The following is a 14,969-nucleotide window of genomic DNA, read 5'->3' on the forward strand; positions in this document are numbered from 1 at the left end:
GTGAGAACATGCTTATAAAACTAGCTTTATCCGGCATGAAGAGCAAATTCAAAGATTATATCGTGCTGCTTGCTGGACTTGTCATGTCGATAGCCATCTTCTATATGTTCCAGACGATGGCGTGGAACCGCGATTTTACGGAGGCAAATGCAGTTATCAACTCAATTGGGCTCGTCTATATATTAGGCTCGGTACTGCTCTCGGCGATCACTTTTTTCTACATTATTTATGCCAACAGCTTTTTGCTGTCGCTGCGCCAGCGGGAATTCGGACTCTATCTCGTTCTGGGGGCACGCAAAAGTAAAATACGTACTTTAATGTTTATTGAAACGATTGCGCTCGGCTTAATTTCACTAGCGGTTGGGCTTGGGCTCGGGTTTGGCTTATCCACGCTTGTGGGGCATCTCATGGCTAAGCAGCTTCAGACGAGTCTTATCGGTTACCATGCTGTATTTGGACCAGCCATTTTATTTACTATTATCTTCTTTACTTGTTTATTTGGATTGTCTGCGATATGGAATCAGCTGAAGCTTTCTCGCATGAAGGTATTGCATCTTGTCCATGGCAATATGCAAGCAGATCGGCTGTGGGGAAGCAGCCCGTGGAAAATTGTACTTAGTATCGTCGGAGCAATTGCTCTCGGGCTCGGTTATTTCTCCCTTACGTTTATGGAGCAGCTGCGGGAGATTGGATTGTATACCGCCACATTCATGACACCGCTCGGAACGTACCTTCTGTTTATGATGCTGCTTCCGCCACTTATAGTAAGAATGAAAAAGAGGAATCAAACACGTGGAATCCGCGCCTTCACTTTCGGCCAGCTGAGCTTCCGAATTAACGGCTTAACGAAGCTGCTGGCAACGGTGGCGATGCTGATTGCACTTGGAGCAGGTGCAATTGCCGGAGGTATGGCTTTTGTGAACGATGCGAAAATTAGGGGAGAGAGCTACCGCGTTTATGACGCGATCGTGCATAACCCGAATGCGGAAGAAGCAAAGATACTCGCTTCCATTCCGTTCAAGGAGCAGTTCAAGTATCGCTACAAAATAGAAAACGAAATCGTTTATTATGCGAAAGAGGACCTCGAGAGCCAGCGGCCATTTGTTCATTCGGGGCAGGGCCGCGAGTATTGGGATGAGATAGAACAGATCAAAGGCCCTCTTCCAGCAGGCTCTGCGAGTGATGCAGATAATAAGGATACAGAAGAGCTATTCAGTCAGAAGTGGAGAGGTTTCATCTGGGAGATTTCGCCACCCATAAGTGAGTTCAGGCTTGTTGATGCAGGAGAGTTCGCAAAGCTTGAAGCAAAGGAACAGTTCGTTGTGATCGGAAGGACGGGTGATTTCCTCGCTTATCGGATGTCATGGAAGGCACTAGACCAGCTGGAAACAGAGAAATCCAATGGGGAGTACCTATCATGGAGCAAGTACAAGAACTATGAGAATGCAATAGGTATCGCTAGCGGTACAGTCTTTATGGGCTTTTTCCTTGGCATCGCCTTTCTTGCTATGATGGCGAGCTGCTTAATGTTCAAAATATTATCGGGTGCAGCGAAGGATGTTCAGCGATATGAGATGCTCAGCAAGCTTGGGGTAAGGAGAGAGAGGTTATCGCGTTCAATCTATCACGAGCTGTTCCTCGTATTTTTATTTCCTGGTATCGTTGGGCTCACGCATGTTCTAGTTGGCATGAATCTCTTCTCGTTTATGTTAACTGAGCCATATTATCGCTTATGGATTCCCATTGCGTTGTTCGTGGTTATCTATGCTGCTTACTATGTATTAACCGTTCGATTGTACCAGAACATCGTGCTGTCAAAGCGGGATAAGGCTGTACATTAAAGGTAACCAAAAAAGGAGCTCTCAGGATGAATGACCTGAGGGCTCTTTATTTGGATAGAACATTACAAATAAATTCCTTTTTAATATTAATTTTATGTATAATAGCGCTTAATACGATTATTGATTAGGGGAGGATCACATGAGAGAAATAGATTATAGTCAATATTTTTGGCAGGATGAGGAGATTAGATTACGAGCAATTCAAGACGCTGACTGGGAAGGGCATTACTTCAACCGCTTTGATACGCCAGCTCGGCGCCTACTAGAGTGCACGGTTGAGCTGCCGCCTACGATTGCCGAGGCCAAAAACTTTGTTGAAACTTATGCTGATTTCTCTACGGACAACAGGCGTATCATGTTTGCGATTGAAAATAGAAACGCTGAAAATGTTGGAGGCGTTAATTTAAATAGTATCGATGAGAAAAACGGCACGTTTAGCATTGGCATACAGATCGATAGAGATCACCGAGGCAAGGGATACGGGACTAGAGCGATGAGAATTCTTTTAAAGTATGCTTTTATGGAAAGACGGCTTAATAAGTTTAATGACTATGTACTGGAAGGCAACGTAGGCTCAACAAACATGATGATCAAGCTGGGCTGCCAGCAAGAGGGTGTTCGCCGGCAAGTTATTTACACTAACGGTGAGTATAAAGATCTCATTTTATTTGGACTAACGAAGGATGAATTTGTAGAACAGCAGAAAAAAGATTGTTCTATTTAGGAGGTTTAATAATATGAAGATTCGATTGTTCGAGCACAACGATAGGCAGGATGTCATAAATATATTATCGGAGCATCCGCTGCAATTCCCAGATTTCGTTATTGAAAGATATCCGCCTCGGTGGGCGGACTTTGCCAAAGCTCCAGCGGGTAAAAGCCAATATTATGTAGCTTATAGCGATGACGATCAAATTATGGGTCATGCAGGATACCTTTATAATGATGAAGTAGGACTTTATGAAATCGTAGGCGTAGTCGTGAAAAAGGATTTTCAACGAGCAGGCGTTGGCAAAGCTTTGCTTTCTATCATCTGCAATAAAGTAAACGAGCTGAAAGAGAAGGAAATTATTCTTTATACTTTAGGGCATCCGGGTAATGAAGATACGATAACCTTTTATCAACGGATCGGTTTTGAGCTCAGCCTATATGAAAAGGACTATTTTAGCAGCGGTTACGATAGAGTGACGTTTATTAAACAATTGAGCTAGTAGATTCTTTGAGTATAAAAGAGTGGGTGATTGCATTCATGACTAACGATGTTGAAGGCTTGATAAGTGTTATGGAAATGGGTCGACCAGAAAACCATGGTTTATCATCAAAGTCATTGCTTGCGTTTTTTACACAAATCAATCAATTAAACTTGAAGTTGAACAGCTTTATCTTGATGCAAAACGGCAAGGCTACTTCCACGTTTTATCGTGATCCTTATCGTCCAGATATTCTGCAGCTGTTATTCTCACTTAGCAAAAGCTTCACATCAATAGGGATAGGTATTGCATGTGACGAGGGGCTGTTGGATTTAAGAGACAATGTTATCTCTTTTTTTCCTGATAAGCTGCCTCCCGCGATTTCGGACAACTTAGCTGAAATGACAATACACCATTTGCTATCGATGAATGCTGGCCATCATGACAATATTTACAGAAGCGTAGCAGAGCAAATGGACTGGGTTAAAGCCTATTTAGCAATGGAAGTAGAGCATAAGCCAGGAACCTATTATCGTTACAGTACACATTCTACCTATATGTTATCTGCTATTCTTGAGAGAGTAACAGGTCAAAAGCTAACCGAATATTTAATGCCTCGTTTGTTTATGCCTCTAGGCATTTCATCCCCTTCTTGGGAAACCTGTCCACTTGGCGTCGTTGCTGGGGGAATGGGACTAAGTATTCCTACTGAAGGGATAGCTAAGTTTGGGCAAATGCTGCTAAACAAAGGCATATTTAATGGCAAGCGAATCGTTTCAGAGAAATACATTACACTCGCCACCAGCGTGCAAAGCGATACAGCGCGAGACGAAGTGCGCATCGATTTTTCCCAAGGTTATGGGTATCAATTTTTTTTATGTCGTGATGGCTGCTTTATGGGAAATGGCGGGTATGGGCAGCTGTGTTTTGTGTCGGCCAAACATCAGGTTGTTATTGCGGCAACATCGAGCTTCTCTTCCATGAAACAGCTTCAAACCATGCTAGATTTAGTGTATGAGCATATCCTCTTGCAAATAGATACGGATATCCTCTCTGAAGACGGTGAACAAAAATCAGATTTAGATCAGCATCTCTTGAAAATGGCTAATCCGTTCATACTAGCATTAAGTGAGCCTAGTCCTATTCGCTTAGATGATCTTCGTTTTTCATTCATGGATAATAAACAAGGACTCACTGAGCTTCATTTTGCAGCAAGCGGGAACGAATTTCAGTTTAAGTTATTTTTTGGCGAACAGAGTGTGAAGACGTATTCTTTTAACTTCAGCACCACAAACCATTCAATCGATCATTTTGTGAAAGATTTGGAAACACATGATCAGGAAGTGGTTACACAGGCTTGTTGGATAGACAGCAATCAACTATCTCTCACTTTGATCTACATAGAAACCCCGTATGTGATAACCTATTTCGTTCGCTTTTATGATCATAAAATAGAACTTAAATGTACCCATAACGTTTCATTTGGATTTAATGCGTTCGAATTAATTGGTGTACAGGTTTAGTATCGTGACAGCACAGCTATGCGTTTTAGCAGAAATTCAGAGAGGATGCCAAGCGGCGTCCTTTTTTTATACATACAGGAATAAAAAAAATAAACTTACCGAACGAAATGGGGTTTAACGACCAATATCATATATTACACAATGTGAGGTGAGTTCTTTTTAACAGCAGAAATCAATCGTCGGATTGAGCAGGTGGGCAGTAACATAATCACCTTGACTTGAAATATCATATTGAGTATAATTCCAATAAATTGAATATTCTAACAAAAGCTGCGATGAGAAAGAGTACCAAGGCGATGTCTTTTTACAGAGAGCCCCGGTTGCTGAAAAGGGGTAAAGAATAACTTTGGGAATATGGTCTCTGAGCTGCGCATCGAAACCTCATATGGTTGTAGGCTGCGCCGGAACCCGCACCCGTTACTGTGCTAGGGTATACATGCATAAGCATCGTACCTGAAGAGGTTAATGCCGCGAGGCATTAATAAAATTGGGTGGTACCGCGTGAGCACAGCTCTCGTCCCTTTGGGATGAGGGCTTTTTTGTTTGTCAAAAAAAGGAGGAGTTATGATGACAAATGTGTTTATTGGCGGTGCTTGGCCCTATGCGAACGGTTCATTGCATTTGGGAAGACTGGCGAGTGTATTGCCAGGGGATGTGTTGGCACGTTATTACCGCGCAAAAGGAAATAAGGTGTTATATGTATCTGGAAGTGACTGCCACGGTACACCTGTTGCGGTGCAAGCGATTCAGGAAGGTGTTTTTCCGGGAGATATTGCAGATCGATTTCATCAGGAATTTGCCGAATGTTTTAAGCAGCTTGGGTTTACGTATGATTTGTATACTCGAACAGACCAGCCATTTCATCACCAAGTCGTTCAACAGTTATTTTTGACACTTTTAGAAAAAGGACATTTATATAAAAAAACAATCCAACAAACGTATTGTGAAACAGATCAACGATTTTTGCCGGATCGATATGTTGAAGGGATTTGCCCTGTTTGCAGCAACCGTGCGAGAGGCGATCAATGTGATTATTGTTCAACCTTGCTTGACCCAGCCGACCTGACAGACAAGACATGCAAGCTTTGCGGGAATCCTCCAATTGAGCGACCAACGGAACATTATTATCTTGCACTCTCTTCCTTCCAAGCTGAATTGACTAAGTATGCAAAAAAAACAAAAGGTTGGAAAGAAAATGCAGTACAATTAACGCATAGATATCTTGCAGAGGGGCTTCAAGATCGTGCGGCAACAAGGGATTTAGATTGGGGCGTGGAGGTTCCGGTTGCAGGGTTCGAGGATAAAAAAATTTACGTCTGGATTGAAGCAGTAAGCGGATATTTATCGGCAAGCAAGCAGTGGGCTGCTGAAACAGGCGGCAGCTGGGAGGCCTTCTGGAAGGACGGAAATGAGGAAATAACCTCTTATTATGTACACGGTAAAGACAATATCCCTTTTCATACACTAATATGGCCGGCTGTACTGATAGGCGCCGAGGAATACCATTTGCCTGACCGAATCATCTCTTGTGAATACATGACGCTGGAAGGGAAAAAGTTTTCGACAAGCAATAATTGGGCGGTTTGGGTGCCGGACATTTTGAAGCGTTATGAGCCAGACTCTATTCGTTATTTCCTGATCGCAAACGGTCCAGAGAAACGGGATACTGATTTTTCTTGGCGAGAATTTATTTATAGTCACAACGGAGAGTTGCTTGGCGCATTTGGCAATCTAGTCAATCGTACGCTAGCGTTTGTAAATAAATCTTTTGAAGGAAACGTTCCTGAAAGCAAGCAGAGCGCGGAATGGATAAAAGCCATTGCTTCTTTATATGTCGAGTCAGGTGCATTCATTGAAGAAGGACGACTAAAGGAAGCGATTGAGTTAATTTTTGCTACTATTCGTAGAGCAAATAAATATTTTGATGAACAAAAGCCATGGATTCAGATTAAAGAAAATCGAGAGGCTTGTGCTTTTACTATAAACACTTGCGTGCAAATTATAGCGAATCTGTCTCAATTGTTGAACCCGTTTATTCCTTTCTCATGCGAGAAAATAAGAAGGTTTCTAACTCTTCCTGAGCCTAGCTGGGAGCTCATTACTGTAGCTGCTAACCAAAAAATTCAAGGTTTAGAGCTGTTGTTTGAGCGTATTGACGTTGGTCGCATTGAGGAAGAAACAAATGCACTAAAGATTCAATCCAAAAGGGAGTGAGCCTATGAATAAGAGAATTATCGTCACTGGCGGAGCCATTATTAAAGATGAAGCTGGAAGAATATTATTACAGAGAAGATCAGACTACGGAGATTGGGGTCTGCCTGGCGGCGGAATGGAAGCGGGAGAAAAGATTGAGGATACGATGATAAGAGAGGTGTTGGAGGAAACGGGGCTGCATGTAACAGAATATGATTTGTATTCCATTTACACTGGTCCCAATATGCAGTATCGATATCCTGATGGCAATGAAGTTGTATTCGTCATGTTTATCTTCAACGTTGCGGTAGATTTAACAGGTAAATTAGCTGAGGATGGTAAAAATGTACTGCATAAGGATAGCAATAATGAGTCGCTGCAGTTGGTTTTTACGAAGTTGGAGGATATCGATATTGAATGTATTAGCAGCGTGCAGAAGCAGCTTTTTAGGGATCTACTGAATCATAAAACGGATATTTTGCGAGGGTGATGATCGAATTTTCTTTTTGTTGCAATAGTTTAGAATAAATTATAAATTTTAGGAGTTGTTATTGGTGGAAAATAAGAGTGCAAACTTGGTTCAATTGAAAGGACCATCATTGGTTTTTCTAGTAGCCGATATACACGAATCGATCCATTTTTATGAAGATATCGGATTTACTTCAGAAAATATTGGCGGACACATCCATATGAACTACGGAGATGTGACCTTCATTCTACACGAGGCTAGATTGAAAAGTGATATTCGGCCTAATTCCTCAGTAGAAGGCGGACTTTATTTTGATGCTTTCTGTTATACGAATCCAGAGGGATTAAGACAGTTACATAAGTTGTTTATTTCAAAAGATGTGAAGATTGTGCAAGGACCGCATTGGTCAGATGGATGGAGTGAGCTTACCATTGTCGACAATAACGGTTATCGTATAGCGTTCGGTGGGTGAGCAATGTTTTTTAAGTCGATGTGCCCGAACTTAAAAGTCTTGATTTGAATAATGGCATAAAGCATGTCATTAATCGAAGTATGAGATAAAGTTGAAGCGTTGAGAAATGGTTTGGACAGTTTTTGCCTAGAGTTGACTATTAAACGTTTTTTACCTTTGAGCGATACAGCAGTGAAGCTAAAATAAATGTATAACTTTGTTAAGGAGCTGCTGCAATGCCTAAGAAAAACGAGCTTATCTCATCATTATTATTTATGGCCAATGAATGGGGGTTAACGGATATCACGCCTCATGTGCTTAGTGAGGGTGGGAATTTAATTATTCATCTAGCTCCTTATCCCGTTGTGGCAAGAATAGCGATTGTCCTCTCTGAAGCAGATGAAGAGAATGCATACAAGATACAGGATCGAGAGCTGCTTATAGCGCGTTACCTTCATTCCAAGAATGTCCCTGTGCTGCTGCCAACTAGCCTTGTTGATGCGGGTCCTCATAACGTTGCAGATACATGGCTGACGCTGTGGGCTTATGTCCCTCCTATAGCCTTGCAACCTCCATCACCGAAGGAAGCAGTTGATCTTATTAACAAACTTTCTAAGGCGATGAAGGACTTCGAAGGTGAGGTTCCTATGCTTGGTGTTTGGGAGCGCACTTGTCAATCAGCACAAAGATTAATCCAAAACCCCGATGAACGAATACAAGCATTATTGCAGAAGTTTCATAAATGGGATGAGCAGATGCGGGAGGAGCTAGACTTGTTAGTACCAAGTCATGGAGATGCCCATGCAGGAAACCTGATACCAAGCCCGGAGGGCTGGTTATGGATGGATTTTGAGGACATATCATTAATGCCCCACTACTGGGATTTGGCCTCCTATGTTGGCAACCTTGTTTTATTTGGTGGAACACAAGAGCCAGCTTTCACATGTATGCTGAATCATTCTAATATGGTTTCTGATCAAAAGGCATTTGGATTTGCAGTTTCTGCACGCATATTGATGTCTACCTTAGGCAATCTGGATTTTGCTCTCGCAGGGCATGGTGATCTGGAGTTTGCAACGAAACAACTTGAATTAGCCGGGCCCATTTTGCAGCAGATAGATCTATTAACAGGCGAGACTCTCAAAGGGGAATAGATTCGATGAGCAACGATCAATTCTACTCTATAGGCCAAGCGGCAAAGATATGTAATATCGCTGTTCAAACACTGCGCTTTTACGACAAGATCGGCTTGGTCATACCCAGCCATACGGATAAATCCACTGGTTATCGGTATTACTCCAATTATGAACTTCTTTATATTAAAATCGTCCAAGACATGAAAACATTGCAATTTTCTCTTGATGAAATAAAAGCAGCTTTAAAAGATGGAAGCTTAAGCAGTTTAATAGAGAAGCTAGAATTAAAACGAAGGAACACGATTACTGAAATAGAACAATTAGAGCAGCTGGTACAACTGATTGGAAAGAGATCGGAACAAATCAATTATTTGCTGGATTTAGGCGATGAGCTTAAAAACCTTGATGTGTTAGTGGAATTAAAACATTTGCCGGAGCGGCTTATCCTATCTGATCGCAGCAGATCAGCCTGCGGGATGGAAGCATCGGTTGTGAAGTTTACACGATTATTTCAGCAGGCGGAAGCAAATGGATTAATTCCGAAGCAATTGATGACGATTTACCATGAAAATATTTTGACATTTGATCGAGAGGATTCTGATTTGGAGTTTTGTATTTCTACTGACGCTATTGGTGCTCACGCTCCAAATGATTATAGCCGAATTATTCCTGAAGGCGAGTATATTACAGCTCTTTATTGCGGAATTCCGAATGCTGAATCGTGCAAACGGATTTACAGCAAGCTGCTGGAGTGGATGGAGAAGCATAACTACATCGAAGCGGGCCCATCGATTGAGCTGTATTTGGTTGATATGGCTCAAATGATGAAGCCGGAGGAGTTTATTGTAGAGCTTCAAGTTTCTGTTCGAAAAGCGTTGACCCTATAGTTACTATAGGGTTTATATTGTTTTTATTCACCAAATGGGGAGGAAAAAACAATATGAATGTGATTTTCGGAACGGGTCCGCTGGGTATGGCCGTCATGAGGGAGCTTGTTGCTCTTGGAGAACCTGTCAAAATGGTTAGTTTGAGCGGGAAAGCGACTGTGCCTTCAGGGGTGAGTGTAAAGCAAGCGAACGTAATGAATGAGGATGAGACAAAGGCCATAATGAAACATGCAAAGGTTGTCTTTCAGTGTGCGCAGCCGCCATATCAGAAGTGGCATGAATTGTTTTTGCCTTTTCAGGAGCATATCATTTCGGGAGCTATAGCTGCAGGAGCGAAGCTGGTCGTTGCCGAAAATGTATATATGTATGGGCAGGTTAATGGGAGCATGCATGAAGGATTACCGTACACAGCTGTGACTAAAAAGGGGAAAGTACGCGCAGACATGTCTAGTCGACTGCTGCAGCTCTATCAAGAGGGAATGCTGCAGGTGACGATGGGGCGGGGAGCGGATTTTTTTGGACCGAATGTTCACCATTCTTCTGTTGGTTCACGGTTGTTCAAGCCGATAGTGAAAGGCAAAGCGTGCACGGTTATGGGGAATCCGGATAAGAAGCATACGTATACGTTTATCGATGATTTTGGGAAAGCGCTCGTTGTGTTAAGTCAACATGAAGATGCATTTGGCCGTGCCTGGCATGTTCCGAACGATGCTGCGGTTACAACAAGAGAATTTGTTGAAACAGCTTATCGACTTGCTGGATTCCCTGCAAACATTCAAACGATGGGAAAAACGATGCTTCGAATAGGGGGATTGTTTATACCGGCAGCGCGAGAAAGCATCGAAATGCTGTACCAGTTCGAAAATGATTTTATTATTGACAGCAGTCTATTTTTAGAGAGGTTTGGCTTGACGGCTACACCCTTAGAGGAAGCTATAGCTAAAACATTGGAATCCACTGTAGGGTAGAGGTTTTGCAGGCGTGACCATGAAGAGATGGAGGTACATCTATGGATGAAAATAATCAATGGAGTGCTAACACACTGGTGAAAATTGATCATTACAAATTTAGTGGACTGGACAGTTCTTTAATCGGTGCCATTAAATCTACGGCTGACTTTTATCAAATGCCTCTCTCGGCAGCATGGATTTATGGCATGACGGGGCTTGCTTTCTTACATGTCATTGATGAAAGACTAGTTGAGCCTAACGGGGGACCTCCCGAGCCGGAGGTTTTTCGGCTTGTTCGCAATATTGGATTAGAGGTTAGTGGGCTGCATGCTTATGCGGAAGGAGAAGACTTTAAACGTCTGCAAGCGGAAGCATGGGAGAAAGCAAAGCGCGCCTTACGTGCCAATCATCCCGTTTTTTCTAAAAATATTGATATTCAAAACCAGACATCTGTCGTGTACGCCCATGATGATCACGGTTATTATACATATAATTGGCATACAGGGTATGAGCACAGCGAAGATGCAATACCTTGGAGTTTCTTAGGTCTAAGTTGTTGTCCTTGTATAAACTGTGTAAAGAATCGAGAGAAATCCGAACAAAAAAACAAGGCAAGCGGCCTCATTTCTTTGCATTCGGTTGTTCCTATTCAAGCAGTAGACGAACGAACCGCTTTTATAGAAGCGCTTGATTATGTTATTCGTTTAAATGAGGATGGCGCTTATCGGTGGCAGGATAAAACGTATCTTGTTGGTGCAAAAGCTTACGAACGCTGGCTGGACGCACTCGACACCGAAACGATGGATAAATATTATTTTAGTTTATTTATCGAGATTTTGTGCGAAGCTAGGAGTCATGCCGTGCAGTTCCTGACGGAATTAAAGAGAACACCATCAGGTTCGGAAGAACAAAGCCTAAATGAGTTAATCCATACATATAGACAAGTTGTCTCTCGATCTAATAAGCTGAAAGAGATGTATCCATATCAAGAGCCACGAGAGCGCGAAGTGAAACAAAAAGAGCAGTGTATAACCATCGTTAAAGAGCTAATGGCATTAGAGAATGACGCGTTCTCTATTTTAAAAGACATTTATGCTGGGGGACAATGATGATCAAATATCCGAGGTTTGAAGAAGGAGCAACGATAGGCGTAACGGCACCATCGCATGGGGTTTCTGCTTCTATGTATGACTCGTTTAAGCTGGCTTGCAGACGTATGGAGACGAAAGGGTATTCAGTCATTTGTGGGGAGACAGTTTGGACGCAAAATAAAGCCAAATCATCACCTGCCAAAAAACGTGCCGATGAGTTTAATGAAATGATGAGCAGCGATCACATTGATATCGTCATTCCTCCATGGGGAGGTGAGCTGTTGATTGAGATGCTTGAATATATTGATTTCAACCGCTTAAATGATAAATGGATAATGGGCTATTCAGATATAAGCGTGCTGCTGTTTGCGACTACGTTAAAGACAGGCATAGCGACTGCACATGGTGCTAATTTATTTGATCTAAGAGGCGAATATTCGGATGAGACGACAGCCATGTGGCAACCGGTTTTATCAACTAAGGCGGGAGAATCTATCATTCAATACTCTTCTAACAATTATCAAAAAGAATGGCAGCACGATAATCCAACCCCTTATGTATTTCATTTGAACGAGCCTACATACTGGAAATCGACCTCCAACCAACAAGTGAAGACCGAGGGGCGTATACTTGGAGGCTGTATTGATGTGATTAGACATTTAGTAGGCACACCTTATGGTGATGTATCCGCTTTTCGAGAGCAGTTTATCGATGGTGAGCCTATTTTGTGGTACCTCGAAAACTGTGAGTTATCGACCGTAGATTTACGAAGATCACTGGTTCAAATGAAGCTGGCAGGCTGGTTTGAGCAAAGCCCATGCATTTTGTTCGGACGGAGTCCAGCAAATCAACCTGTAGATGGTTATACCGTTGAAGATGTATATCAAGAGCTCGCTGAAGAGCTTCAAATTCCGATCATTTATGATGTGGATTGCGGGCATGTCCCTCCGCAAATTACGCTCATAAACGGTGCTTATGCCGAAGTGGAAGTTAATGAGGGTAAAGGTATAGTCAAGCAGTATTTTAAATAAGTGGCAAAGGTCAAAAGAATTCTATTTGCAATATAGTGCTGATCCTAGAATTAAGAGAACGTAGCAGCAGTATTTACAGCAGAGGTGAGTCCGTCTTTCGAAAGCAATGGCCTGGAGCTATTTGCGATAGGGAGGACGGATTGGTATAAAAAAGTAAGCGTTTACACATGCTCAATTGGCGTGATGAAAATTCACAAGCAAGGATGGGTGATCAGGTTGGAAAATACGACAAGCAAACAAGACCTTCATCAACGTTATATTGCAAATGCGAATAAAGCGCTTCAAGAAAATGTGAAAACGATTGATACAACATATCGGCTTCATTATCATATGATGCCGCCAGCAGGCTGGATGAATGACCCGAACGGCATGATTTATTTTGAAGGACATTATCATCTGTTTTATCAGCATGATCCCTATCAATCGAAGCAAGGTCCGATGCACTGGGGACATGCTAGAAGCAAGGATTTAGTTCATTGGGAGCATCTGCCGGTTGCGATAGCACCCTCCGAGGATTATGACAAAGCGGAGTTTGGCGGACAGGGCTGTTGGTCAGGAAGCGCAGTTGATAACAACGGCGTTTTAACGTTAATGTATACGGGACATGTTGATGGCAAAACACCGGAAGAGGTTCAAGCTTTAGCAACAAGCACCGATGGTGTGACGTTCCACAAGTATGCTGCTAATCCGGTGATCGGTGATTCACCTGACGCGCAGCGGTTCGGATTCCGTGATCCGAAGGTGTGGAAGCATGAAGATAAATGGCATATGGTCGTTGGTTACGGCAAAGACGGACTTGGCAAAGGGTTAATTTATACGTCAAGCGATTTGCTGAGCTGGGAATATCAAGGTGCAGCTGTTCAGAGTGATGGCACGATGGGCGATATGTGGGAATGTCCAGATCTATTCCCGCTTGGAGAAGGCAATCAGCATACGCTGCTCATCTCCCCGATGAATATTGCACCTATCAAAAACCTGTATTTGTCAGGGACGTTCGATTACGCAAGCTGCCGCTTTGAGAAGCAGCAGATGGGACAAATCGATTATGGCTTTGACTTTTATGCGCCGCAAACGCTGCTTGATGATCAAGGCAGAAGAATTATGATCGCATGGATGAACATATGGGGAGCTAAGATGCCAGAGCAAGCGCATGGCTGGTTTGGCGGAATGACACTGCCGCGCGAATTGACGTTAGCAGCGGATGGTACGGTAAGAAGCAATCCAGTGCCGGAGCTTTCCGTGCTGCGTGGACAACAGGTTTCGGTGTCTGATGTAGCTCTATCAAACAACGAATTTGTCAAAATAGAAGGCGTCCATGGAGACTCTCTTGAAATGGATATTGTATTTGATCTGGCTGGAACGGAAGCAACAGAAGTAGGTATTCGTGTACGCAGCTCCGAGGATGGGACGGCCTATACTGAAATTAGCTATTGCATAAGCGAACAAAAGATTTATATGGATCGTAATCTCGGCGGTGAAGGCGATGGCGGAGTTAGCGAGGCGCCGCTTCAGTTGTCTTCAGACGGGCGTTTGCAGCTAAGATTGTTTCTTGATCGCTCCTCTATTGAATTGTTTGCAGGCGAAGGCAGAGTCGCTATGACCAATCGGGTTTATCCGAGACCTGAAGATACAGGTATCTCTTTCTTTTCTCGCGGCGGCGATGCGCTGCTTCAAACCATGAATGCTTGGCAGATGCGCTCGATTTGGTCATGATGTTGATAATGTTGATACCGTAATTGTCTGAGGTTTGGACGTTGTTGCGCGTGGCGAGTTGTTGATGGATTTTACACCTCTATTAAATGATTTGGTAGATAAGTTGCAGGCAATTGGTTCGTGATTTTGTCTGCAATCTTCCCAAGGGCTGTTCCAAGCGTAGATTTATCTACGCCTGGGCAGCCCTACTTTATTCTGATGGAACTTAAGCAAAACGATGAGCTCCCCTTATCCAATACACGGCTTACGAACCTAGAAACTCTTATTTAAACCATTCAGAATGGATTAACATTGTAACGAACTCTAGAATCGTTATTTCGAGAAAAGCAGCTAAAGACACCTTAAAAATCATGCTTTAGCGTTAATTGTCCACAGAAAATAAAGTATTAGATTGAGAAAATAAAGCTTTAGACTTGCGGGTGCTTCATTACGCTAACGGGCAGTTTAGTTCAACATCCCTTGCAACCCACGGTTGCATTTAATGGTACATTCAA

At 42.8% G+C, this 14,969-nt stretch carries 13 protein-coding genes and 1 other annotated feature; all 13 genes read left to right on the forward strand.

Going from position 1 to position 14,969, the window contains the following annotated elements:
• Positions 1–8: 8 nt before the first annotated feature.
• Positions 9–1,841 (forward strand): FtsX-like permease family protein, encoded by a 1,833-nt coding sequence (locus ACIFSR_RS13630; protein WP_430057808.1) that lies wholly within the window; start codon positions 9–11, stop codon positions 1,839–1,841.
• A 139-nt stretch (positions 1,842–1,980) separates the two neighbouring features.
• Positions 1,981–2,565, forward strand: coding sequence for a GNAT family N-acetyltransferase (locus ACIFSR_RS13635; protein ID WP_430057810.1), 585 nt, complete (start codon positions 1,981–1,983; stop codon positions 2,563–2,565).
• Positions 2,566–2,578: 13 nt separating this feature from the next.
• Complete coding sequence (locus ACIFSR_RS13640; protein WP_430057811.1) at positions 2,579–3,052, forward strand: GNAT family N-acetyltransferase; 474 nt, start codon at positions 2,579–2,581, stop codon at positions 3,050–3,052.
• A gap of 38 nt (positions 3,053–3,090) precedes the next feature.
• Positions 3,091–4,554, forward strand: coding sequence for a serine hydrolase domain-containing protein (locus ACIFSR_RS13645; protein WP_430057812.1), 1,464 nt, complete (start codon positions 3,091–3,093; stop codon positions 4,552–4,554).
• 263 nt (positions 4,555–4,817) lie between these two features.
• Positions 4,818–5,079: a binding site (T-box leader), on the forward strand.
• 42 nt (positions 5,080–5,121) lie between these two features.
• Entirely contained in the window at positions 5,122–6,768 is a 1,647-nt protein-coding gene (metG, locus tag ACIFSR_RS13650; RefSeq protein ID WP_430057846.1) for a methionine--tRNA ligase, read from the forward strand.
• A gap of 4 nt (positions 6,769–6,772) precedes the next feature.
• Positions 6,773–7,237: an NUDIX domain-containing protein gene (locus ACIFSR_RS13655; protein ID WP_339207951.1), complete on the forward strand. Its 465-nt coding sequence runs from the start codon at positions 6,773–6,775 to the stop codon at positions 7,235–7,237.
• A gap of 64 nt (positions 7,238–7,301) precedes the next feature.
• Complete coding sequence (locus ACIFSR_RS13660) at positions 7,302–7,688, forward strand: VOC family protein (RefSeq protein ID WP_339207952.1); 387 nt, start codon at positions 7,302–7,304, stop codon at positions 7,686–7,688.
• Between the two features lie 215 nt (positions 7,689–7,903).
• A complete protein-coding gene (locus ACIFSR_RS13665) occupies positions 7,904–8,821 on the forward strand; it encodes a phosphotransferase family protein (protein WP_430057814.1) in 918 nt (305 codons plus the stop codon).
• Between the two features lie 5 nt (positions 8,822–8,826).
• Positions 8,827–9,690, forward strand: coding sequence for a MerR family transcriptional regulator (locus ACIFSR_RS13670; protein ID WP_339207954.1), 864 nt, complete (start codon positions 8,827–8,829; stop codon positions 9,688–9,690).
• A 53-nt stretch (positions 9,691–9,743) separates the two neighbouring features.
• Positions 9,744–10,658, forward strand: a complete 915-nt coding sequence (locus ACIFSR_RS13675) for an NAD-dependent epimerase/dehydratase family protein (RefSeq protein ID WP_430057816.1) — start codon at positions 9,744–9,746, stop codon at positions 10,656–10,658.
• Between the two features lie 41 nt (positions 10,659–10,699).
• Complete coding sequence (locus tag ACIFSR_RS13680) at positions 10,700–11,749, forward strand: hypothetical protein (protein WP_339207956.1); 1,050 nt, start codon at positions 10,700–10,702, stop codon at positions 11,747–11,749.
• Positions 11,749–12,762 (forward strand): S66 family peptidase, encoded by a 1,014-nt coding sequence (locus tag ACIFSR_RS13685; RefSeq protein ID WP_430057848.1) that lies wholly within the window; start codon positions 11,749–11,751, stop codon positions 12,760–12,762. Before ACIFSR_RS13680 ends, ACIFSR_RS13685 begins: the two co-directional genes overlap by 1 nt.
• 216 nt (positions 12,763–12,978) lie before the next feature.
• Complete coding sequence (locus ACIFSR_RS13690; RefSeq protein ID WP_430057818.1) at positions 12,979–14,475, forward strand: glycoside hydrolase family 32 protein; 1,497 nt, start codon at positions 12,979–12,981, stop codon at positions 14,473–14,475.
• Positions 14,476–14,969 lie beyond the last annotated feature (494 nt).

The sequence above is a fragment of the Paenibacillus sp. NRS-1760 genome, from assembly GCF_050467785.1.
Taxonomy (GTDB): Bacteria; Bacillota; Bacilli; order Paenibacillales; family Paenibacillaceae; genus Pristimantibacillus.